22 protein-coding genes, 1 tRNA gene and 2 pseudogenes are annotated in these 21,405 nt (G+C 68.7%); 19 read left to right on the top strand and 6 right to left on the bottom strand.

Translation table 11 applies throughout. The annotated features are described in order from the left end of the window. The 8 genes and pseudogenes from cysM to rdgB form a co-directional block, all read left to right on the top strand. Nucleotides 1-124 (top strand): annotated as a pseudogene (gene cysM / locus AC5Y2S_RS14425) (cysteine synthase B); the annotation flags it as partial. Next, nucleotides 115-783, top strand: coding sequence for a rhomboid family intramembrane serine protease (locus AC5Y2S_RS14420; RefSeq protein ID WP_499956784.1), 669 nt, complete (start codon nt 115-117; stop codon nt 781-783). The pseudogene cysM and the gene AC5Y2S_RS14420, both read left to right, overlap by 10 nt. Then, entirely contained in the window at nt 780-1,595 is an 816-nt protein-coding gene (gene murI, locus AC5Y2S_RS14415) for a glutamate racemase (protein WP_499956783.1), read from the top strand. The genes AC5Y2S_RS14420 and murI overlap by 4 nt, the downstream gene beginning before the upstream one ends. A 71-nt stretch (nt 1,596-1,666) precedes the next feature. Continuing rightward, complete coding sequence (locus AC5Y2S_RS14410) at nt 1,667-2,449, top strand: cyclic nucleotide-degrading phosphodiesterase (RefSeq protein WP_499956782.1); 783 nt, start codon at nt 1,667-1,669, stop codon at nt 2,447-2,449. 27 nt (nt 2,450-2,476) lie between these two features. Continuing rightward, nucleotides 2,477-3,256 (top strand): ribonuclease PH, encoded by a 780-nt coding sequence (rph, locus tag AC5Y2S_RS14405; RefSeq protein WP_499956781.1) that lies wholly within the window; start codon nt 2,477-2,479, stop codon nt 3,254-3,256. A gap of 291 nt (nt 3,257-3,547) precedes the next feature. Next, the gene (locus AC5Y2S_RS14400; protein WP_499956780.1) at nt 3,548-3,919 is read left to right on the top strand and encodes a SpoIIAA family protein; all 372 of its coding nucleotides are present in this window, start codon (nt 3,548-3,550) and stop codon (nt 3,917-3,919) included. Nucleotides 3,920-3,955: 36 nt separating this feature from the next. Continuing rightward, on the top strand, nt 3,956-4,555 hold the full coding sequence (locus AC5Y2S_RS14395; RefSeq protein WP_499956779.1) for a DUF4395 domain-containing protein: 600 nt from the start codon (nt 3,956-3,958) through the stop codon (nt 4,553-4,555). 125 nt (nt 4,556-4,680) lie between these two features. Further along, nucleotides 4,681-5,295 carry an RdgB/HAM1 family non-canonical purine NTP pyrophosphatase gene (gene rdgB / locus AC5Y2S_RS14390; protein ID WP_499956777.1) on the top strand — a complete coding sequence of 205 codons (615 nt, stop codon included), beginning with the start codon at nt 4,681-4,683 and terminating at the stop codon, nt 5,293-5,295. Nucleotides 5,296-5,302: 7 nt separating this feature from the next. On the opposite strand, the gene AC5Y2S_RS14385 is transcribed toward rdgB, so the two are convergent. Both AC5Y2S_RS14385 and AC5Y2S_RS14380 read right to left on the bottom strand, forming a co-directional pair. Further along, complete coding sequence (locus AC5Y2S_RS14385) at nt 5,303-5,644, bottom strand: DUF3817 domain-containing protein (RefSeq protein WP_499956776.1); 342 nt, start codon at nt 5,642-5,644, stop codon at nt 5,303-5,305. Beyond that, nucleotides 5,641-6,021 carry a hypothetical protein gene (locus AC5Y2S_RS14380; RefSeq protein WP_499956775.1) on the bottom strand — a complete coding sequence of 127 codons (381 nt, stop codon included), beginning with the start codon at nt 6,019-6,021 and terminating at the stop codon, nt 5,641-5,643. The genes AC5Y2S_RS14385 and AC5Y2S_RS14380 overlap by 4 nt, the downstream gene beginning before the upstream one ends. 61 nt (nt 6,022-6,082) lie before the next feature. Here AC5Y2S_RS14380 and AC5Y2S_RS14375 point away from each other — a divergent pair. Both AC5Y2S_RS14375 and AC5Y2S_RS14370 read left to right on the top strand, forming a co-directional pair. After that, a tRNA-Leu gene (locus tag AC5Y2S_RS14375) sits at nt 6,083-6,165 on the top strand. A 33-nt stretch (nt 6,166-6,198) separates the two neighbouring features. Next, nucleotides 6,199-6,529 (top strand): annotated as a pseudogene (locus AC5Y2S_RS14370) (hypothetical protein). Between the two features lie 3 nt (nt 6,530-6,532). Here the strand turns inward: AC5Y2S_RS14370 and AC5Y2S_RS14365 are convergent. Next, nucleotides 6,533-7,444, bottom strand: coding sequence for an NmrA family NAD(P)-binding protein (locus tag AC5Y2S_RS14365; protein ID WP_499956774.1), 912 nt, complete (start codon nt 7,442-7,444; stop codon nt 6,533-6,535). Between the two features lie 132 nt (nt 7,445-7,576). On the opposite strand from AC5Y2S_RS14365, the gene AC5Y2S_RS14360 reads away from it, so the two are divergent. The 4 genes from AC5Y2S_RS14360 to AC5Y2S_RS14345 all read left to right on the top strand — a co-directional run bounded on the left by AC5Y2S_RS14360 (nt 7,577) and on the right by AC5Y2S_RS14345 (nt 13,735). After that, nucleotides 7,577-8,281, top strand: coding sequence for a TetR/AcrR family transcriptional regulator (locus tag AC5Y2S_RS14360; protein WP_499956773.1), 705 nt, complete (start codon nt 7,577-7,579; stop codon nt 8,279-8,281). Then, complete coding sequence (locus tag AC5Y2S_RS14355) at nt 8,281-10,845, top strand: ABC transporter ATP-binding protein/permease (RefSeq protein ID WP_499956771.1); 2,565 nt, start codon at nt 8,281-8,283, stop codon at nt 10,843-10,845. The genes AC5Y2S_RS14360 and AC5Y2S_RS14355 overlap by 1 nt, the downstream gene beginning before the upstream one ends. Beyond that, on the top strand, nt 10,842-12,590 hold the full coding sequence (locus tag AC5Y2S_RS14350) for an ABC transporter ATP-binding protein (protein WP_499956770.1): 1,749 nt from the start codon (nt 10,842-10,844) through the stop codon (nt 12,588-12,590). Before AC5Y2S_RS14355 ends, AC5Y2S_RS14350 begins: the two co-directional genes overlap by 4 nt. A gap of 68 nt (nt 12,591-12,658) precedes the next feature. Continuing rightward, nucleotides 12,659-13,735 carry a phosphotransferase family protein gene (locus AC5Y2S_RS14345; RefSeq protein ID WP_499956768.1) on the top strand — a complete coding sequence of 359 codons (1,077 nt, stop codon included), beginning with the start codon at nt 12,659-12,661 and terminating at the stop codon, nt 13,733-13,735. Here the strand turns inward: AC5Y2S_RS14345 and AC5Y2S_RS14340 are convergent. The 3 genes from AC5Y2S_RS14340 to AC5Y2S_RS14330 are packed head-to-tail and all read right to left on the bottom strand — an operon-like array spanning nt 13,732 to nt 16,195. Next, nucleotides 13,732-14,157, bottom strand: a complete 426-nt coding sequence (locus AC5Y2S_RS14340) for a pyridoxamine 5'-phosphate oxidase family protein (RefSeq protein ID WP_499904400.1) — start codon at nt 14,155-14,157, stop codon at nt 13,732-13,734. The genes AC5Y2S_RS14345 and AC5Y2S_RS14340 overlap by 4 nt on opposite strands. A gap of 47 nt (nt 14,158-14,204) precedes the next feature. Continuing rightward, entirely contained in the window at nt 14,205-15,026 is an 822-nt protein-coding gene (locus AC5Y2S_RS14335; RefSeq protein WP_499956767.1) for a mycofactocin-coupled SDR family oxidoreductase, read from the bottom strand. After that, nucleotides 15,023-16,195: an acyl-CoA dehydrogenase family protein gene (locus tag AC5Y2S_RS14330; RefSeq protein WP_499956766.1), complete on the bottom strand. Its 1,173-nt coding sequence runs from the start codon at nt 16,193-16,195 to the stop codon at nt 15,023-15,025. Before AC5Y2S_RS14330 ends, AC5Y2S_RS14335 begins: the two co-directional genes overlap by 4 nt. A 69-nt stretch (nt 16,196-16,264) precedes the next feature. Between AC5Y2S_RS14330 and fabG the strand changes: the two genes are divergently transcribed. The 5 genes from fabG to AC5Y2S_RS14305 are packed head-to-tail and all read left to right on the top strand — an operon-like array spanning nt 16,265 to nt 21,389. Continuing rightward, the gene (gene fabG / locus AC5Y2S_RS14325; RefSeq protein WP_499956764.1) at nt 16,265-17,071 is read left to right on the top strand and encodes a 3-oxoacyl-ACP reductase FabG; all 807 of its coding nucleotides are present in this window, start codon (nt 16,265-16,267) and stop codon (nt 17,069-17,071) included. Nucleotides 17,072-17,085: 14 nt separating this feature from the next. Beyond that, a complete protein-coding gene (locus tag AC5Y2S_RS14320; protein WP_499956763.1) occupies nt 17,086-18,303 on the top strand; it encodes an acetyl-CoA C-acetyltransferase in 1,218 nt (405 codons plus the stop codon). Beyond that, nucleotides 18,300-19,502, top strand: coding sequence for a CoA transferase (locus AC5Y2S_RS14315; RefSeq protein WP_499956762.1), 1,203 nt, complete (start codon nt 18,300-18,302; stop codon nt 19,500-19,502). The genes AC5Y2S_RS14320 and AC5Y2S_RS14315 overlap by 4 nt, the downstream gene beginning before the upstream one ends. Continuing rightward, nucleotides 19,499-20,692 carry an acyl-CoA dehydrogenase family protein gene (locus tag AC5Y2S_RS14310; RefSeq protein ID WP_499956761.1) on the top strand — a complete coding sequence of 398 codons (1,194 nt, stop codon included), beginning with the start codon at nt 19,499-19,501 and terminating at the stop codon, nt 20,690-20,692. The genes AC5Y2S_RS14315 and AC5Y2S_RS14310 overlap by 4 nt, the downstream gene beginning before the upstream one ends. 4 nt (nt 20,693-20,696) lie before the next feature. Further along, nucleotides 20,697-21,389, top strand: a complete 693-nt coding sequence (locus AC5Y2S_RS14305) for a GntR family transcriptional regulator (RefSeq protein WP_499956760.1) — start codon at nt 20,697-20,699, stop codon at nt 21,387-21,389. The last annotated feature ends 16 nt before the right edge of the window (nt 21,390-21,405 follow it).

The raw sequence follows: 21,405 nt of genomic DNA, 5'->3' as shown, positions 1-21,405 counted from the left end.
GCCGTCACGCCCGGTGAGCGCGCCGACATCGCCTTCGTGGTCGCGGACGCCGGCTGGCAGTATCTGTCCACCGGGTAGCCTGGACGATGCCGAGAACGCTCTAGAAGGGCAGCTATGGGCATGACCCAAGGACATCCGCGGGCGCCAGCAACCAAGTCGAAAAAGCGACCCCAGTGGGTGGTCGGCGGAGCCACGATCCTCACCTTCGTGGCCCTGCTGTACCTGGTCGAGCTGATCGACCAGCTGATGGGCGGCAGGCTGGATTCCAACGGCATCAGGCCGCTGACGACCGACGGCCTCTGGGGCATCATCTTCGCGCCGGTTTTGCACGCCAACTGGCAGCACCTGATGGCCAACACGGTGCCGCTGTTGGTGCTCGGCTTCCTGATGACGCTGGCGGGATTGTCCCGCTTTATATGGGCCACGGTGATCGTCTGGGTCGTGGGCGGCTTTGGCACCTGGCTGATCGGCAACATGGGAAGCGCTTGCGGCCCGACGGACCATATCGGGGCCTCGGGCCTGATCTTCGGCTGGCTGACGTTTTTGCTGGTCTTCGGGATATTCGTGCGCAAGTTCTGGGACATCGTCATCGGGTTGGTGGTGTTGTTCGCATACGGCGGCGTGCTGCTCGGCGCGATGCCGGTGCTCCACCAATGCGGCGGGGTGTCCTGGCAGGGCCACCTGAGCGGTGCGTTCGCCGGCGTCGTCGCGGCGTATCTGCTGTCCGCCCCGGAGCGCAAGGCACGCGAAAAGAAGGCCGGCGCGCGGCGGCCCAAGACATGAGTTCGCCATTGGCGCCCGTCGGGGTCTTCGACTCTGGCGTCGGGGGCCTGACGGTCGCGCGGGCGATCATCGACCAGCTGCCGGACGAGGACATCGTGTACGTCGGCGACACCGCCAACGGCCCCTATGGCCCGCTCTCCATTTCCGAGGTTCGCGCGCACGCGCTGGCCATCGGTGACGACCTCGTCGACCGCGGCGTCAAGGCGTTGGTGATCGCCTGTAACACGGCGTCCGCGGCCTGCCTGCGCGACGCCCGTGAGCGCTACGACGTCCCCGTCGTCGAGGTGATCCTGCCGGCGGTGCGGCGCGCGGTCGCCACCACCCGCAACGGGCGCATCGGCGTCATCGGCACCCGGGCGACCATCAACTCGCACGCCTATCAGGACGCGTTCGCCGCCGCCCGGGACACGGAGATCACCGCGGTGGCCTGCCCGCGGTTCGTCGACTTCGTCGAGCGCGGCGTGACCAGCGGGCGCCAGGTGCTCGGGCTGGCCGAGGGCTACCTGGAGCCGCTGCAGCGTGCGCAGGTCGACACCCTCGTGCTCGGGTGCACGCACTACCCGCTGCTGTCCGGGCTGATCCAACTGGCGATGGGCGAGAACGTCGCGCTCGTCTCGAGCGCCGAGGAAACCGCCAAGGAGGTGCTGCGGGTGCTCACCGAAAAGGACCTGCTGCGCCCGCATGACGCGCCACCCGCCACGAGGGTCTTCGAGGCCACCGGCGACCCCGACGCCTTCACCAAGCTGGCCGCGCGGTTTCTGGGTCCCGCGGTGACCGGGGTGCAGCCCGCTCATCAAACCCGCGCCCGCTAGCGCGCGGGGAGATTCTGATCACACCAAAGCGGCCATGTTTTCTCCATCGCCCCATCGGGCATGGCACAGTAGTGTCCGTGCGAATAACCGTGCTCGGCTGCTCGGGCAGCGTGACCGGACCGGATTCGCCTGCATCGGGTTATCTGCTTCGGGCGCCGGATACCCCGCCGTTGGTGCTCGACTTCGGCGGCGGCGTTTTGGGCGCGCTGCAGCGCTACGCCGATCCCGGTTCCGTCCACGTGCTGTTGTCGCACCTGCACGCCGATCACTGTCTTGACGTGCCGGGCCTGTTCGTGTGGCGGCGCTACCATCCGTCGAAGCCGCTCGGCAAGGCGCTGTTGTACGGGCCCGGCGACACCTGGTCCCGGCTGGGCGCCGCGTCGTCGCCCTACGGCGGCGAGATCGACGACTGCTCCGACATTTTCGACGTCCGTCACTGGGTCGACGGCGAGCCGGTGACGTTAGGCGCGGTCACGGTGACGCCGCGCGTGGTGGCCCACCCCACCGAGTCGTACGGCATGCGGATCACCGACGCCGGCGGCGCATCGTTCGTCTACAGTGGCGACACCGGCATCTGCGATCAGCTGGTCGAGCTGGCCCGCGGCGCCGACGTCTTCCTCTGCGAGGCCTCCTGGACGCACGCGGCGGACCGGCCGCCCGCGCTGCACATGTCCGGCACGGAGGCTGGCCGGGTCGCCAAGCAGGCCGGCGTGCACGAGTTGTTGCTGACGCACATCCCGCCGTGGACGTCGCGCGAGGACGTGATCACCGAGGCCAAGGCCGAGTTCGACGGTCCCGTGCACGCGGTGGTCTGCGGTGAGACGTTCGATGTCCGCCGCTCCGAAAGGGTCTGACCACCCCGCGTTGGCTAGGGTTACTGGGTGTCCAAACGAGAAGACGGCCGCCTCGACGACGAGCTTCGCCCCGTGGTCATCACCCGCGGATTCACCGACCACCCGGCGGGTTCGGTACTGATCGAATTCGGCCACACCAAGGTCATGTGCACCGCCAGCGTGACCGAGGGGGTGCCGCGCTGGCGCAAGGGGTCGGGCCTGGGCTGGCTGACCGCCGAGTACGCGATGCTGCCGTCGGCCACCCACACGCGCTCCGACCGCGAAGCGGTGAAGGGCCGGCTTTCCGGGCGCACCCAGGAGATCAGCCGGCTGATCGGCCGGTCGCTGCGGGCGTGCATCGACCTGCGGGCGTTGGGGGAGAACACGATTGCCGTCGACTGCGACGTGTTGCAGGCCGACGGCGGTACCCGCACCGCGGCCATCACCGGCGCCTACGTCGCCCTGGCCGACGCGGTCACCTACCTGTCCGCGGCCGGCAAGCTTTCCGATCCCCGACCGCTGTCGTGTGCCATCGCCGCCGTCAGCGTCGGCGTGGTCGACGGCCGCATCCGGGTCGACCTGCCCTACGACGAAGACTCCCGCGCCGAGGTCGACATGAACGTCGTGGCCACCGACACGGGAACCCTTGTGGAGGTCCAGGGAACCGGCGAGGGCGCGACGTTCCCGCGTTCGACGCTGGACAAGCTGCTCGACGTCGCGCTCGCGGCGTGCGACCAGTTGTTCGCCGCCCAGCGCTCGGCGCTGGAGCTGCCGTACCCGGGCGTGCTGCCCGAGGGTCCGGCGCCGTCGAAAGCGTTCGGCAGCTGACCCACCTGCTGGTCGATAGTCTCGGGCGACCATCCCCGGACGTCGGCAATCCAAGCCTCCGGCTAGAACCCCAATGCCCCTGGTGGTCGTGCGGCACGCAAGGTCGCCATAGGTTCAGTCGCCGCAGGTTCGGGATTCGAACCTGTGTAGGCGTGCCGACAGGTTTTCACTCCGCGACTCCGGGCCGTTGGTGTGGTTGCGATGACTTTGGCCTCTTACGCAAGCAGGTCCGGCGAGGAGACGATGACGACGCGAGAACGGACCTCGTTTCAGTTGGGGAGGATAGGCATCGTGATCGAGGCGTTGAAGGATTTCCCCGACAACGTGGTGGCATTTGCTCTCCACGGGCACTTGACTGAGGCGGACTACGAAAAGGTGCTGATACCGGACATCAACGAGAAGCTGACTCGACACAAAAAACTGCGGGCCTACACCGAGATCGCGTCCGATTTCGCCGGGATCGATCCCGGGGCCCTCTGGGAAGATACGAAGCTCGGCCTCAGTCACTTCTTCGACTGGGAACGCGGCGCGCTCGTCACCGATGTGGAATGGATGAGCCGGGCGACGAAATTCTTCGCGCTCCTGATGCCTGGAGACTTGCGTACATTCCCCACCGCTGAAGCCGACAAAGCGCGCGAATGGATTGTTGAATCTCAACAATAAGCTGTAACGAGAACGTTAACCCAGAAGGATTAATTGATGGTTAGCCGACCAGTCCCACTTGAACATGCTTTTCTCAATACGCCGTGGTGGGCGATGGGGCAGATGACGCATGCACATGCGGAACCGCGCATCAACGAAGTTGCGACCCGCGCTAGGGCAGGTTTGCTGAATATTATCTCGGCAATCACGATCGCATTATTGCTCTTGCGGCCGGAAACCGATCCGGTGATCATTGTGGGTCCGCTCGTGCTTTTTGATATGTTGGCTGCCGCGGCTACCGGCTTAACTCCGTTCAGCCCCACCGGCATTCTGGGCACAGCGTTAACAATGCACATGCGTCCGGTGTGGAAACCAACGCGGCCGAAACGGTTTGCATGGTTGCTCGGTGCCGGTTTAGCGGCGACGTGTCTTGCCATGCGGCTATTCGGGGCGTCGCCCGTAGCGATGGCGGCCGTCGTCGCGGTCTGTTTTGTCCTGACGTGGTCGGAGGCTACGCTGGGATTTTGTGTGGGCTGTTACATGCATAAGTTGATTTGGGGTTGTGAAGAGTGCGAAGTCCCTTATGTCAGGGGAATAGCAGCACGACCGGCAATAAATCAGGAAAGTCCAGCATTAAACTTGGAAAGTCGCGCGTAGGCCCGGGACCACAGTCGGTGAGGCTCAATCGGCCGGGCAGTGACACGATGCTGAGGATTCGACGACTGCCCGTGATGCAAGCCGAGATGGTTCCTGCAGAAGGTGATGACCATGTTTCGGATTGATTGGTGACCAAGCTGTTGGTCGCCAGCCGCAACCCCAAGAAGCTGACGGAACTGCGCCGCGTGCTCGACGGCGCGGGGCTGTCGCGGTTGACGCTGGTTTCGCTGGATGATGTGGCGTCGTTCGACGAGGCCCCCGAAACCGGTGCGACGTTCGAGGACAACGCGCTGGCCAAGGCGCGGGATGCGTTCGCCGCGACGGGCCTGGCTTGCGTGGCCGACGACTCGGGCTTGGAGGTGGCCGCGTTGAACGGGATGCCCGGCGTGCTGTCGGCGCGCTGGTCGGGCAACCACGGCGGCGATGCCGCCAACACCGCGCTGCTGTTGGCCCAGTTGCGCGACGTTCCCGACGAACGGCGCGGTGCGGCGTTCGTGTCGGCCTGCGCGCTGGTGTCGGCGTCCGGAGAGGTCGTCGTCCGCGGCGAGTGGCGCGGCTCGATCGCGCGGGAGCCGCGCGGCGACGGCGGGTTCGGCTACGACCCCGTGTTCCTTCCCGAGGGGAGCGACCGCACGGCGGCACAGCTCAGCCCGGTGGAGAAGGACGCGGTCTCGCATCGCGGTCGCGCGCTCGCGCTGCTGGTGCCGGCGCTGCGCGACCTGGCGGCGCCACGAACGTGAAGCTGGCCTAAAGCCCGAAGCGCGCCTTGACGGCCTTCGTCTGGAAGTGCTCGACGATGACGCCGAGCAGCGGGATGGTGCCGGAGAGCAGCACGCCGATGGTCTTGCCGATCGGCCAGCGGACCTTGATCGCGAGGTTGAACGCCGCCAGCACGTAGGCGAAATAGACCCAGCCGTGCACCACTTCGATCCAGCGGATCTCGTGGTGGAACGCCAGGTGCGAGACGATCTCGTAGCACAGCGCGATGAGCCAGAGACCCGTCGTCCACGCCATCACCCGGTAGGCGAGCAATGCCGTGCGAATCTTCTCGACGGGGAAGGCGGGCGCGGGCGTCTCGGGTGTGGTCATGCGGTTGTCCTGTTCTCCTTCTCGGCGTCTTTCTGGGCGAGCTCGGCCAGGTAGGCGTTGTACTCCCGCAGCGCGGGATCGTCGGTCGGTGCCTGGGCCGGCTTGGGCCGCTCAGGCAGCAGGCCCGCGGGTATCTCGGTCATCTCGACGCTCTTGCGCGGTTGCGGTGGCTCCTCCTCGTAGCGCACGAACTTGCGGTACGCGTAGATGCAAAACCAGGCGAACAGCGGCCACTGCAGCGCGTAGCCAAGGTTCTGAAACGTGCCCGAGACGGACTGGAACCTGGTCCACTGCCACCAGCCCAGAGCCAGGCAGCCGCACGCCGCAACGATCACCAAAGCGATCAGCGCGGGCCTGCGACGGCGGGTAGCGGACACCACTTGACCGTACCGCTCACGATTTGGGCCCGACGAATTCAGCGGTAGCATCGGCACCGCCGCGGGCGTGGCGAAATGGCAGACGCGATGGCTTTAGGTGCCATTGCTCGAAAGAGCGTGTGGGTTCGAATCCCTCCGCCCGCACGTGTGTTGTAGTGCGTTCCGCGGGTAACCGCGATGGACAGCAAAATCGGAAGGCGTCTGGCCGGACAGGATCCACTCGAGCAGGCCGTCACGGCCGAAGATGTGGACCGCGCGGAAAACGGGCGGCAAAGGCCCGCGAACGGGCCGTGCTCGCAGGGCTATCGGCGCCCGCAGCTTCGAGGAGTCCGCGCGCCAGCACGAGCGAGTCGCCAAGGTGCAAGACGTGACCGTCGCACGAGGCGCGTCTCACCAGGAGGTGCACCACAAGTCCGCGTCCCGCTATCGCCAGGCGGCAGCCGACGATCGGAAACTTGCCCACCACAAGCGAAAAGAGTCGGAAGCCGATCTGTCTTTAGACAGATAGCGATCACCCGAACAGTTCGCGGTGCCGTTCGACGTAATGCCGCACCGTCTCCGCAGGACGGCTGATGATGCGTTCGACGTCGTCGGTCGAACGGTTGTAGCGGTCCTCGCGGTGCAGCCGCGCCATGGTGGCGATGTGTTGCTCCACGTGCGGCGGCATTCCCAGCGCGGCGAGCTCGCGCAGCCACTCGTCGTCGGACGGCCGAACGCCGGTGACGGGGCGGCCCAGCGCCTGCGAGTACTGCTCGGCGAGTTCGTCGACGGAAAGCGTTGCGGGGCCGGTCAATTCGTAGACCGCACCAAGATGGTCCGCCGGCGCCACCAGCACCGTGGTGATCACATCGGCGACGTCCGCGGCGGCGACGGGTGAGGTGCGCCCGTTTCCGAACGGCAGCGACAGTTGGCCGGTTTCCCGGATCGAGCGGGCCGCCAGCATCCCGAAGAGCGGGTTCTCGAGCAGGACGGTCGGCCGGACATGCACCGCCGGAACGCCCGACCAATTGATGACGCGCTCGGCGAGCCAATGCAGGCGTTGGTGCTTGGATTCCGTCGTGCTGGTGGCAGTCATTTGCGAGACCGTCATCTGCGACATGTTGACCAACACGCCCAGGCCGCCGAGCTCCTCCGCCGCCACGCATACCACCGTGGTCGCCTGCAGGTAATCCGGCGAGACGCTCATGTTGAAGAACATCCGGGTGACGCCCGACATCGCCGCGAAAACGTCGACGGGGTTCGTCAGGTCCCCGGCGATCACCTCGGCGCCCCGGGCGCGCAGCGCGTCGGCGCGAGCATCGTCGCGGTGCACCATCGCGCGAACCGACTCGCCCCGGTCGAGCAGCCTGGCCACCACCTGCGGGCTTACGCCGGCCACCCCGCCGCCGGCGCCGGTGATCAGATACGTCGGGGACCCGGTCATGGAACCGCCTCTGCCTCAAAGGATTTCCCGGAGCCCATCGTACTTCCGAGCGGACCCAATCGGACCCGAGGTTGACCTTTGGTAAGGCAACCCTTAGTTTGTGGGGGTAACTTACCTACCCGGAGGGTGCCGATGCAGTCCGTTGCGTCTCGACAGGGCGGGCGACCGCCGCTGATCGCGGTCGACGACGTCGTCCGTGTGGGGCGCCAACTCGGCATGCAGCGGCTCAGCATCAACGCCGTCGCCGCGCGCCTCGGCGTCTCGGCGACCGCGCTGTACCGGCACGTGGAAAGCCGGTGGGAGCTCGAGCGCCTGATCGGCGAGAGCCTGCTGACCGAACTCGAGCTGCGCGAGGACCCGACGGCCGACACCGAATCGCACTTGCTGTCGTTCGGCCTGCAGCTCCGCGAGTTCACCGCCGAGCACCCGGGGCTCGCGTCCTACCTTCAGGTGCTGTTTCCGCGCGGCGACGCCGGCGCGCGGTTGTTGGCCACCGAGGTGGAGGCGCTGGGCCGGCGCGGCTACGCGGCCGACGCCGCCATGGTGTTGAGCAGCGCGGTCGCCACGCTGGCCATCAGCCTGGCCGCCCGGGAAGAGAACAACGCCAGCGCAACCGAGGCCACGGGTTTCTCCGACGAGCGCGACGCCGCCGCCGCCCGATTGGCCGACGACGCGCGGCTGGGCGCCGCCCACGCCGGGCTGCCGCAGGTGTCGAATTCGGAGTTGTTGCGGCTGCTGCTGGCGGCGTCGATTCGGGGCCTGGTTGCGGCGATTCCGCCCGGGCGCCCGATCAGCGAGGTCGTCGCGCAGCTGAGTGCCGGGGGAGGGGACCGCTGATGGCCCGCGGGTTTCAGGGGGTGATGCTGCGCGGTTTCGGTGCCCGCGACCACACCGCGACGGTCGTCGAAACCGTCCGCATCGCACCGCATTTCGTGCGGGTCCGGATGCAGTCGCCGACGCTGTTCGAGGACGTGGAGGCCGAACCCGCGGCGTGGCTGCGGTTCTGGTTCCCCGACCCCGACGGATCGAGCACCGAGTTCCAGCGCGCGTACACGATCTCGGAGGCGGACGTCGCCGCCGGCGGCTTCGCCGTCGACGTGGTCCTGCACGAGCCGGCGGGACCGGCGTCGTTGTGGGCGCGAACCGTGCAACCCGGCGCGACGATCGCCGTCATGTCGCTGATGGGCTCGTCGCGTTTCGACGCACCCGCCGAGCAACCGGCCGGCTACCTGCTGATCGGGGACTCCGCATCGATCCCCGGGATCAACGGCATCGTGGGGACCGTCCCCGCCGACGTTCCGATCGAGGCGTACCTCGAGCAGCACGACGACAACGACACCCTGATCCCGCTCGCGAAACACCCCCGGCTGCGGGTGCATTGGGTGGCGCGGCGCGACGAGAGGTCGCTCGCCGCCGCGATCGAGGCCCGGGACTGGTCCAACTGGTACGCGTGGGCCACGCCCGAGGCGACGACGCTCAAGCACGTCCGAACGCGGCTGCGCGACGAGTTCGGCTTTCCCAAGTCCGAGATTCACGCTCAGGCCTACTGGAGCGCCGGGCGGGCGATGGGCACCAGCCGCGGCGACGAACCGGAAACCGTTGCGCCAGAACCCGAATCGTCGATACCAGCGCCCAAGCCTGCGCCGCGCGGAAGCTGGCGCGCCCAGGGCGCGGGCCGGTTGCTCGCGCCGCTGCGCTCGGCGCTGATCGTCTCCGGCGTGCTGCAGGCGGTGATCACGCTGGTGCAGCTGGCGCCGTTCGTGCTCCTGGTCGAGTTGGCTCGGCTGCTGGTATCCGGCGCCGGGGAGCAGCGGCTGTGGACGCTGGGCATCGCGGCCGTTTCGTTGCTGGGGCTGGGCACCGTGCTCGGCGCCGCACTCACGCTGTGGCTGCACGTCCTCGACGCACGTTTCGCCAGTGACTTGCGCTCACGGCTGTTGACCAAGTTGTCCCGGCTGCCGCTGGGCTGGTTCACGGCCCGCGGATCGGGGTCCATCAAGCAGCTGGTGCAGGACGACACGCTGGCGCTGCACTATCTGGTCACCCACGCCATCCCGGACGCGGTCGCCGCCGTCGTCGCGCCGGTGGCGGTGCTGATCTATCTCTTTGCCGTCGACTGGCGCGTGGCGCTGGTCCTGTTCGTGCCCGTCCTGGTCTATCTGGTGCTGACGTCCTCGATCACGATCCAGTCCGGCCCCCGCATCCCCCAATCGCAGCGCTGGGCGGAGCGCATGAGCGGGGAGGCCGGCGCGTATCTCGAAGGGCAGCCGGTGATTCGCGTCTTCGGCGGCGCCGCGGCCTCCAGCTTCCGGCGTCGCCTCGACGAGTACGTCGGGTTCCTGGTGGCCTGGCAGCGTCCGCTCGCCGGCAAGAAGGCGCTGATGGATCTGGCCACTCGTCCCTCGACGTTCCTGTGGCTCATCGCGGCGACCGGCACCCTGCTCATCGCGGGCGGCCGGATGGATCCGGTCGACCTGCTGCCGTTCTTGTTGCTGGGCACCACGTTCGGCGCCCGCCTGCTCGGCATCGCCTACGGCCTCGGTGGCATCCGCGCCGGGATGCTGGCCGCCCGGCGCCTGCAGAACACCCTCGACGAACCCGAACTCGGCGTGCGAGAGCAGGAAGCGCCCCCGGGCGATTCGCCGGCGACCGTGGTGTTCGATCGCGTCGGCTTCGGGTATCGGCCCGGCGTTCCGGTTATCCGGGACGTGTCGCTGACGCTGCGCCCCGGCACCGTCACCGCGCTCGTCGGCCCGTCGGGCTCGGGGAAGTCGACGCTGGCCGCGCTGCTGGCCCGATTCCACGACGTCGAGCAGGGCGCGATACGCGTTGGCGGACAAGATATTCGGTCGCTGACCGCCGACGAACTCTACACGCGCGTCGGCTTCGTCCTGCAGGAAACCCAGCTCGTGCACGGCACCGTGGCGCAGAACATCGCGCTGGCCGTGCCCGACGCCACCGCTGCGCAGATCGAGGCGGCGGCACGCGAGGCCCAAATCCACGACCGCATCGTGCGCTTGCCGCAGGGCTACGACACCGTGCTGGGCGCGGGCAGCGGCCTGTCGGGCGGGGAACGCCAACGGCTCACCATCGCGCGCGCCATCCTCGCCGACACCCCGGTGCTGATCCTCGACGAGGCCACGGCTTTCGCGGACCCGGAATCGGAATACCTTGTGCAACAAGCGCTCAACCGGCTCACCAGGGAACGGACGGTGCTGGTGATCGCCCACCGCCTGCACACCATCACCCGGGCGGACCAGATCGTCGTGCTCGACGAGGGCCGCATCGCCGAACGCGGCACGCACGACGAATTGCTCGCCGCGGACGGACGCTACCGCCGGCTGTGGGACACGGGCCACGGCGAAGCGGTGCCGGCGGCGGCGGGGGAGGCGACGCGATGATTCGCACCTGGATCGGGCTGGTTCCAAAAGAACGCCGCGCCAACGTGTTTTACTACACCGCGCTCGCCCTCATCTCCGTGCTGGTGCGGGCGGCGGCGACGGTGCTGCTGGTCCCGCTGGTGGGCGCGCTGTTCGGCAGCGAACCGCACCGCGCCCTGGTCTGGCTGGGCTGGCTGACCGCCGCGACCGTGACCGGTTGGGTGATCGACACCGCGACCGCGCGCGTCGGCCTGGACCTCGGCTTCGCCGTGCTCGACCACAGCCAGCACGACCTGGCCGACCGGCTTCCGGACGTCCGGCTGGAGTGGTTCACCGCCGAGAACACCGCGACGGCGCGGCAGGCCATCGCGGCGACGGGACCAGAACTTGTGGGCCTGGTGGTCAACCTGCTGACGCCGCTCGTCACTGCGATCCTGCTGCCGGCGGCGATCGCGCTGGCGCTGCTGCCGGTTTCCTGGCAGCTGGGCCTGGCCGCGTTGGGCGGCGTGCCGTTGCTGCTCGGGGCGCTGTGGGGCTCCGCGCGGCTGGCGCGCCGCGCCGACACCGCGGCCGCCGCGGCCAACACCGCGCTCACCGAACGGATCATCGAGTTCGCCCGCACCCAGCAGGCGTTGCGGGCCGCGCGGCGCGCCGAGCCGGCCCGCAGCCTGGTCGGCGACGCGCTGGCCGCACAACGCGGGGCGACGATGCGGCTGCTGTCCATGCAGGTTCCGGGTCAGCTGCTGTTCAGCCTGGCCAGCCAGGCGGCCCTCATCCTGCTGGCCGGCACGACGACGGCGCTGGCGGTCGGCGGGACCCTCAGCGTGCCGGAGGCCATCGCGCTGATCGTGGTGATCGCCCGCTACCTCGAGCCGGTCACCACCATCAGCGAGCTGGCCCCGGCGCTCGAGAGCACCCGCGCCACGCTGGACCGCATCCGGTCCGTGCTCACCGCGCCGGCCATGGAAGCCGGGGCCGCCACACTGCCCGGCCCGACCGCGGCCCCGCGAATCGAGTTCGACGCCGTCACCTTCGGCTACGACGGATCGAGCGCGCCGGCGCTCGACGGCCTGAGCTTCTCGTTGCGGCCGGGCAGCACGACGGCGATCGTCGGCCCGTCCGGCTCGGGCAAGAGCACGATCCTGGCGCTGATCGCCGGCCTGCACGCGCCGACCGGGGGCCGTGTGCTCATCGACGGCGTGGACGCGGCGACCCTGGACGCCGAGGCCCGGCGCGCGGCCAGCAGCGTCGTGTTCCAACACCCGTATCTGTTCCACGGCACGATCCGCGAAAACGTCCTCGCCGGAAACCCAGCCGCCGGTGACGACCAGTTCGCGCGCGCCGTCGCGCTGGCCCGGGTCGACGAACTCACCGGCCGGCTGCCCGACGGCGCCGACACCGTCGTCGGCGAGGCCGGGTCGGCGCTCTCCGGCGGCGAACGCCAACGCGTCAGCATCGCGCGAGCCCTGCTCAAGGACGCGCCGGTGCTGCTGGTCGACGAGGCGACCAGCGCCCTGGACACTGAAAACGAGGCCGCGGTGGTGGACGCGCTGAGCGCCGACCGGCACGCGCGCACCCGGGTCATCGTCGCGCACCGGCTGGCGAGCATCCGACACGCCGACCGCGTCCTGTTCGTGGACGACGGCCGAATAGTCGAGGACGGCAGCGTCGACGAACTGCTGTCCGCGGGCGGACGTTTCGAGGAATTCTGGCGGCAGCAGCGCGAGGCCGCGGAATGGCACATCGCCGTCGATCACAGCGGGTGACCGCGGCTCTTGCCGTATGCCTTACAGTTGATCGGTCAATTGACCGTCGGAGCGCTGGAGGCCTGCCCATGAGTGCTGTGGTGTCGATTCCGCGGTACCCCGGCGACGTGACCGCCGAATGGTTGTCGGCCGCACTCAGCGAACGCCGCCCGCCCGTGGAGGTGTCCGGTGTCGACGTCGTCGCCATCGGCACCGGCCAGACCGGCGCTACGTACCGGGTGACGGCCGGCTATGCGACGGATCCCGGTGACCTGCCGCAGACCTTCGTGATCAAGCTGCCGGCCCAGGACGACACCGTGCGCGACCGCGTCGTCATCGGATATCGCAGCGAGTGCGCGTTCTACTCGTCGGTGGCCGATCGGGTGCAGGTGCCGACTCCGGAGTGCTTCTACTGCGAGATCACCGAGGACGCAATGGATTTTGCCCTGCTGCTCGCCGATCAGGCGCCGGCGGTGCAGGGCGACCAGCTCGCCGGCTGCGGCGAAGCCGAAGCGCGCCTTGCGGTTACCGCCCTGGCCGGCCTGCACGCGCCCACCTGGTGCGACCCGGCCTGGCTGGATTTCGACGGTATCGCGTTCGGGCGGCCGGACGAGGCCGGTGCCAACGGCATGGGCGAGGTGGCGAAGATGAGCGCCGACATCACCCTCGAGAAGCTCGGCGGTCGCATGAGCGCCGAGGACCGGGATACCTTCAGTGCGGCAATGGGTTTGGTGGCGCCGTGGCTGCTGTCCGAGTACGACCGGTTCGCGTTGCTGCATGGGGATTTTCGGCTGGACAACATGCTGTTCGATCCCGACCGGACGCGGGTCAGCGTGGTCGACTGGCAGACACTCGGCGTGGGCCTGCCCGCCAGGGACCTGGCCTACTTCACCGCGACCAGCCTGGATTCGCAACTGCGGGCGCGCGTCGAGGAAGACCTCGTCGCCGACTATCACTGGGCGCTGACGAGCTGCGGGGTCACCGGGTACGACCGCGAAACGTGCTGGCGCGATTACCGGCTCGGCGTGCTGCAGGCGCCGCTGATCTCGGCGCTGGGGTTCGCGTTCGCCGCCGCCACCGAGCGCGGCGACGACATGGTGCTCGCCATGCTGACCCGCGGCTGCCGGGCGATCCGCGAGCTGGGGACGTTGGAGTTGCTCGGTTAGAGGTCGCCGGTGAAGTCGGCGGACAGCCACCGGTCCGGGCGGATGGTGTACAGCACCTCCTCGACGCCCTCCATGCTGCGGAGGAATGCGCGCGCGCCCTCCTCGCCGAGGTACCGGATGGCGATGGCTTCCTGCGCGTCGGCCGGGGCGGGCTTGGTGGTGTCGACGACGGTGCCCTCCACCACGACGTACTGGTACGGCAACTCCTCCCGCTGGACCACGAGCGTCACCGCGCCCGCGCGCTCGATGAGCCGCGCCTTGCGGCTCGACGCGCCCGTCATGATCCGAATGTCGCCACCGGGCGTGTAGTCGTACCAGATCGGGACGCTGGCCGGCGGCCGGCCGTCGGCGGCGACCGATAGGACGCCAACGTGCGTATCGGCGAGGAACTCCTGACGTTCGGTTTCGCTGAAGGCTTTCATGCCGCCTAGCAACGCCGATCCGTACCGGCTATTCCCGCGAGGGTCGATCAGTATTGCGTCGAACCCTGGTCGACCGGGATCTGCGCGGCGGTGATGTTGCGCGATTCGTCGCTGGCCAGCCAGCAGACGGCGTCGGCGACGTCTTCCGGCTCGGCGGCCCAGGTGGGCAGGAACGGCGTGAGCATGTTGGTCAGCTGCGGGTTGGTCTCCATTGCCTTGGCCATCGCCGCGATCATGTCGCCGGATCCCATCGGGGTGTTCACCGGACCCGGGTGCACGCTGTTGACCCGGATCGAATGCTTGCCCAACTCGGCGGCGAACGCGCGCGCCATCCCGGCGACCGCGTGCTTGCTGGTGGTGTAGTGCACCATGAACGGCTGCAACTTCATGCCGGCCGCCGAACTGATCAGGATGATCGAGCCGCCACGGCCCCCATCGATGATCTTGTCGGCGCCCGCCATCACGGTGTTCCAGGTGCCGGTGACGTTGATCTCCATGACGTCACGGAACGAGTCGGGGGTGATGTCGTTCCAGGCCTGCGGGGCCGAGATGCCGGCGTTGGCGACGATGATGTCGAGGCGCCCGAGGGCGCCGACACCGTCCTCGACCACCCGGCGAAGTTCGGCGAAGTCGCGAACATCCGTGGCGGTGGCCAAGATTCGACGGTCCGTCTGTTCGACCAGGCGGACGGTCTCGGCGAGGTCCTCGGGAGTGGCGGGATCGTAGGGGACGCAGGGCGGGAGCTTGCCGGCGATGTCGACGGCGATGATGTCGGCACCCTCCCGGGCCATGCGAACGGCGTGGGCGCGGCCCTGGCCGCGCGCCGCCCCGGTGATGAGGGCAACCCGCCCCGCCAACCTGCCGCTCATCGCTGCGCCGCCTTGACGAGGTTCGAACCGATGATCAGGCGCTGGATCTCGCTGGTGCCCTCGTAGAGCCGCAGCAGGCGCACGTCGCGGTAGATGCGCTCCACGGGAACGCCGTGCATATAGCCGCTGCCGCCATGCACCTGCACCGCGAGATCGGCTACCTTTCCGGCCATTTCGGTGCAGAACAGCTTGGCCGCCGACGGCGCGATCCGGCGGTCTTCGTTGCTGACCCACAGCCGCGCGGCCTCGCGGACCACCGCGCGCCCGGCCAGCACCCCGGTCTGCTGGTCGGCGAGCATCGCCTGCACCAGCTGAAAGCTCCCGATCGGCGCCCCGCCCTGCGTCGCCGTGGCGGCATACGCCACCGATTCGTCGAGGGCGCGTTGCGCGGCGCCCACCGCCAGGGCGGCGATGTGGACGCGGCCGCGCGCCAACGACGTCATCGCGGCCCGGTAGCCGATGTCCTCGCTGCCCCCGATCAACGCGTCGCCACCGACGCGGACGTCGCCGAAGCTCACGTCGGCGGTCCAGGCGCCCTCCTGGCCCATCTTCGCGTCCTTGGCGCCCACCTGGACGCCCGCGGCGTCCGCGGGGACGAGGAAGACTGCGATCCCGGGGCCCCGGTCGTCGGCCGGTCGGGTGCGCGCGAACACCACGAACAGGTTGGCGACGGGCGCGTTGGTGATGAAGCGCTTCTCGCCGGAGATCACCCACTCGTCACCGTCGCGAACGGCCTTGGTCCGCAGGCCGGCCGGGTTCGAGCCCGCGCCGGGCTCGGTCAGCGCGAACGAGGCGACGACGTCGCCCGAAGCCATCGACTCCAGCCAGCGGCGCTTCTGTTCGTCGGTGCCGAAGCCGACGAGCACCTGTCCCGCGATGCCGTTGTTGGTGCCGAACATCGAGCGCACCGCGAGCGAGGTGTAGCCCAATTCCATTGCCAGCTCGACGTCTTGGATGAGGTTCAGGCCCAGGCCGCCCCACCGCTGGGGGATCGCATACCCGAACAGGCCCATCTTCTTGGCCTGGTCGCGCAGATCGTCCGGCACCCGGTCGTCGGTCAGGATTTCCTGCTCGCGCGGGACGACGGCGCTGCGGACGAAGTGCCGGGTCTGGGCGAGGATCTCCCGGAAGTCCTCGTCGGGCACTTCCTGAACTTCGGCAGTCGTCATAGGCGGGCGCTCCTCTTCGGAAGTTTTGTCGCTTGGCCGCGGCGCACCCGGCGCCGAGCGCGATCCTATATGAAATATGATATTCGACCGACGGGTACCCCATGGCGGGAGCAAAGCGAGGAAGGCGGGATTCACGTGTCGTTGCTGGACGGTCGGACTGCAGTCGTCACCGGTGGTGCGCAAGGTTTGGGCTTCGCGATAGCGGAGAGATTCGTCGCCGAGGGGGCGCGGGTCGTGCTCGGGGACGTCAACCTCGAGGCGACCCAGGCCGCGGCCGACAAACTGGGCGGCGACGAGGTGGCGCTGGCGGTCCGCTGCGACGTGACGCAGGCGGCCGAGGTCGAAACCCTGATCCAGACCGCCGTCGAGCGCTTCGGGGGCCTGGACGTCATGGTCAACAACGCCGGCATCACCCGCGACGCGACGATGCGCAAGATGACCGAAGAGCAGTTCGATCAGGTCATCGACGTGCACCTGAAGGGAACGTGGAACGGCATCCGGCTGGCGGCGGCGATCATGCGCGAAAACAAGCGCGGCGCGATCGTGAACATGTCGTCGGTGTCGGGCAAGGTCGGCATGGTCGGCCAGACCAACTACTCGGCGGCCAAGGCCGGCATCGTCGGGATGACCAAGGCCGCGGCCAAAGAGCTTGCCTACCTCGGGGTGCGGGTCAACGCGATCGCTCCCGGCCTGATTCGCTCGGCCATGACGGAGGCCATGCCGCAACGCATTTGGGACGAGAAGGTGGCCGAGATCCCGATGGGCCGTGCCGGCGAGCCGAGCGAGGTCGCGACCGTCGCCCTGTTCCTGGCTTCCGATCTGTCCTCGTACATGACCGGCACCGTGATGGAAGTCACGGGCGGCCGGCACATCTGAGCGGAGCAACGAACATGCGCCAGACCGTCATTTGTGAACCCGTGCGCACGCCCATCGGCCGCTACGGCGGAATGTTCAAGTCGCTGACCGCCGTCGACCTGGGCGTGACCGCCCTCAAGGGGCTACTCGAGCGGACGGGAATCGCGCCCGAGGCGGTGCAGGACGTCATCCTGGGCCACTGCTACCCGAGCAGCGAGGCGCCGGCGATCGGGCGGGTGGTGGCGCTGGATTCCGGCCTGCCGGTGACGGTTCCGGGGATGCAGGTCGACCGGCGCTGCGGTTCGGGCCTGCAGGCGGTGATCCAGGCGTGCCTGCAGGTCGGCAACGGCGATCACGATCTCGTCATCGCCGGCGGGTGTGAAAGCATGAGCAACGTCGCCTTCTACTCGACCGACATGCGCTGGGGCGGCGCCCGCGGGGGAATCCGGGTGCATGACGCGCTTGCGCGGGGACGCAGCACCGCCGGTGGTAAGCACTACCCGGTGCCGGGCGGGATGCTGGAGACCGCCGAGAACTTGCGCCGCCAGTACGACATTCCGCGCTGGGAGCAGGACGAGCTCGCGGTGCGGTCGCACCAGCGCGCGGTGGCCGCGCAGAAGGACGGCATTCTCGCCGAGGAGATCATTCCCGTCCCGGTCCGCACGCGGCACGGCGAGGAATTGATCGACACCGACGAGCATCCGCGCGCCGACACCTCGGTGGAATCGCTGAGCAAGCTCAAACCCGTTCTGCTGGGCGAGGATCCGGAGGCGACGGTGACGGCCGGCAACTCCAGCGGGCAGAACGACGCCGCGTCGATGTGCGTGGTGACCACGCCCGAGAAGGCGGCCGCGTGCGGCCTGACGCCGTTGGTCCGCCTGGTGTCGTGGGGGTCGGCGGGGGTCGCGCCCAACGTCATGGGCATCGGCCCGGTGCCGGCCACCGAAGTCGCCCTCGCCAAGGCGGGCCTGCGGCTGTCCGACATCGACGTCATCGAGCTCAACGAGGCCTTTGCCGCGCAGGCGCTTGCGGTCATTCGCGAATGGAATTTCGGCGCCGCCGACCACGACCGGACCAACGTGCACGGGTCGGGAATCTCGCTGGGTCATCCCGTCGGCGCGACCGGCGGCCGGATGCTGGCGACCCTGGCGCGCGAACTGCGCCGTCGCCAGGCGCGCTACGGGCTGGAGACCATGTGCATCGGCGGGGGCCAGGGGCTGGCCGCGGTCTTCGAGCGGGTCGCCCCGTCGTGAACGCTCCGCTGAGTGGCCTAACCGTCGTGGAGGTGTCCAGTTTCGTCGCCGCACCGCTGTGCGGGATGACGCTGGGTCAGCTTGGCGCGCAGGTGATCCGCGTCGACCCGATCGGCGGCGCCTCCGACGTCCAGCGCTGGCCGCTGGCCGCCGACGGCACGTCGATCTACTGGACCGGCCTGAACAAGGGAAAGCGTTCGGCCACCATCGATCTGCGCTCGGCCGAGGGCCAGGAGCTGGTCCAGCGGCTGATCGTCGAGGGCGACGGCGTGGTCGTCACCAACGCCGCCGGGCTGTCCTGGCTCAGCCACGACGTGCTGGCAGCTAAGCGTTCCGACGTCATCCACGTCCAGCTGCTCGGCCGCGGCGACGGGTCCACCGGGGTGGATTACACCGTCAACGCGGGCATCGGGTTCCCGCTCGTCACCGGACCGGCCGAGCACGCCGGTCCGATCAACCACGTGCTGCCGGCCTGGGACGTGTGCTGCGGCCTGTACGCCGCGCTGGCCGTCGTCACCGCCGTCCGGCGCCGCGAGCAGAGCGGGGTGGGCGCGCGCGTCAGCCTGGCGCTGGAGGATGTCGCGCTGGCGACGGCCGGCAACCTCGGGTTGCTGACCGAACCACAGGTCAACGGGACGCAGCGCCAACGGCTCGGCAATGCCATCTACGGCCAGTACGGGCAGGACTTCGCCAGCCGCGACGGGGCCCGTTTCATGGTTGTCCTCTTGACACGCCGGCACTTTCGCGACCTCGTCGAGGCGACCGGCACGGGTGCCGCGGTGTCGGCGCTCGAGGAGGCGCTGGGCGTGGACTTCGGCGCGGAGGGCGACCGCTATCGCTACCGCGACGCCCTGTCCGGGCTGTTCGCCACGTGGTTCGCCGATCACACGGCCGACGAGGTCACCGCCGCGCTGTCGGCCACCACGGTGCTGTTCGAGCGGTACCGCACCTTCGCCGAGGCCGCCGCCGACCCCATGGTGACCGCCAACCCGCTGTTTTCCCGGCTGCACCAACCGGGCGTCGGGGATTATCTCGCCCCCGGAATGCCGGCCGCCTTCGACGGCACGCATGCCGCGAGCGCGCCGGCCCCCGCGCTAGGTCAGGACACCGCCGAGGTGCTCACCGAGCGCCTGGGGTTGACGACCGCGGACATCGCGCGCCTGACGAGCGCCAAGACCATAGGGACGGACAGCGCATGACAAAACTCGCCCAAACCCTGGGCCTGACCGAGTTCCAGACCGAAATCGTCGCCACGGTGCGACAATTCGTCGAGAAGGAAGTCATTCCCAACGCACCGCAACTCGAGCACGACGACGCCTATCCGCAGGCCATCGTCGATCAGATGCGGGAGATGGGCCTGTTCGGGCTGATGATTCCCGAGGAATACGGCGGGCTGGGGGAGTCGCTTTTGACCTACGCGCTGTGCGTCGAGGAGCTGGCGCGTGGCTGGATGAGCGTGTCCGGGGTGCTCAACACGCACTTCATCGTGGCCTACATGCTGCGCCAGCACGGCACCGACGACCAGAAGCAGCGGTTCCTGCCCCGCATGGCGACCGGCGAGTCGCGCGGCGCGTTTTCGATGTCGGAGCCGGAGCTGGGCTCGGACGTTGCCGCGATCCGCACCCGCGCCCAGCGCGACGCCGACGGCGGCTACACCATCAGCGGCCAGAAGATGTGGCTGACCAACGGCGGCAGTTCGACCCTGGTTGCGGTGCTGGTTCGCACCGACCAAGGCGCGGACAAGCCGCATCGCAACCTCACCGCGTTCCTCGTCGAAAAGCCAACGGGATTCGGCGAGATCGTGCCGGGCCTGGTCATTCCCGGCAAGATCGACAAGCTGGGCTACAAGGGCATCGACACGACGGAGCTGATCTTCGACGGGTACCGGGCCAGCGCCGACGACATCCTCGGCGGCACCCCCGGGCAGGGCTTCTTCCAGATGATGGACGGCATCGAGGTCGGCCGGGTCAACGTGTCGGCGCGCGCGTGCGGCGTCGGCATCCGGGCCTTCGAACTCGCGGTGCGCTACGCCCAGCAGCGGCAGACCTTCGGTAAGCCGATCGCCGAACACCAGGCCATCGCGTTTCAGCTGGCCGAAATGGCGACCAAAGTCGAAGCGGCGCACCTGATGATGGTCAACGCTGCGCGGCTGAAGGATTCCGGTGAGCGGAACGACGTCGCCGCCGGCATGGCCAAATACCTTGCCAGCGAATTCTGTTCGGAAGTGACCCAGCAGAGCTTCCGGATTCACGGCGGCTACGGCTACTCCAAGGAATACGAGATCGAGCGGCTGATGCGCGACGCCCCGTTCCTGCTCATCGGCGAGGGCACCAGCGAAATCCAGAAGTCCATCATCAGCAAGCGGCTGCTCGCCGAGTATCGGGTGTGACGCGATGACCACCCCGGATTTCGCTGCGCGGCCGCAACTTTCCGACGATGTCGCGCGCTTCGTCCGCGGAAGGATCTTCGACGGCACCTACGCGGCCGGGTCGTATGTGCGCCTGGACCAATTGGCTGCGGAACTGGGGATCAGCGTGACGCCGGTGCGGGAGGCGCTCTTCGCGCTGCGGGCCGAGGGGTTGATCGACCAACAGCCCCGCCGCGGCTTCGTGGTGCTGCCGGTGACCGGGCGGGACGTCGCCGACGTCGCCAACGTGCAGGGCTACGTCGGAGGGGAGCTGGCCGCGCGGGCCGCGCTCAACATCACCGACGAGCAGGTCCGCGAGCTCAAGCAGATCCAGGCCGAGCTCGAAGAGGCCTATGCCGGTGACGACACCGAGCGGACCGTGCGACTGAACCACGAGTTTCACCGCGCCATCAACGTCGCCGCGGACTCGCCGAAGCTCGCCCAGCTGATGTCGCAGATCACCCGCTACGCACCGGAATCGGTGTTCCCGGCCATCGAGGGGTGGCCGCAGCAGTCGATCAAGGACCATCGCCGGATCCTGTCCGCGCTGAGCAAGCGTGACCAAGAGCTCGCGCGGGCGGCGATGTCGGAACATCTTGCCGCGGGCGCCATCCCGCTGATCGATCACCTCACCGCCCGGGGGGTCGTTGCGAATGGGAGTCACCCGGCGTCTGGGTGAGCCGACCTGGCGGCTG

Source organism: Mycobacterium sp. NGS69, from assembly GCF_059812165.1.
Note: the sequence above shows the minus strand (reverse complement) of the source record. Positions and strands in the feature narration are given on the sequence as shown.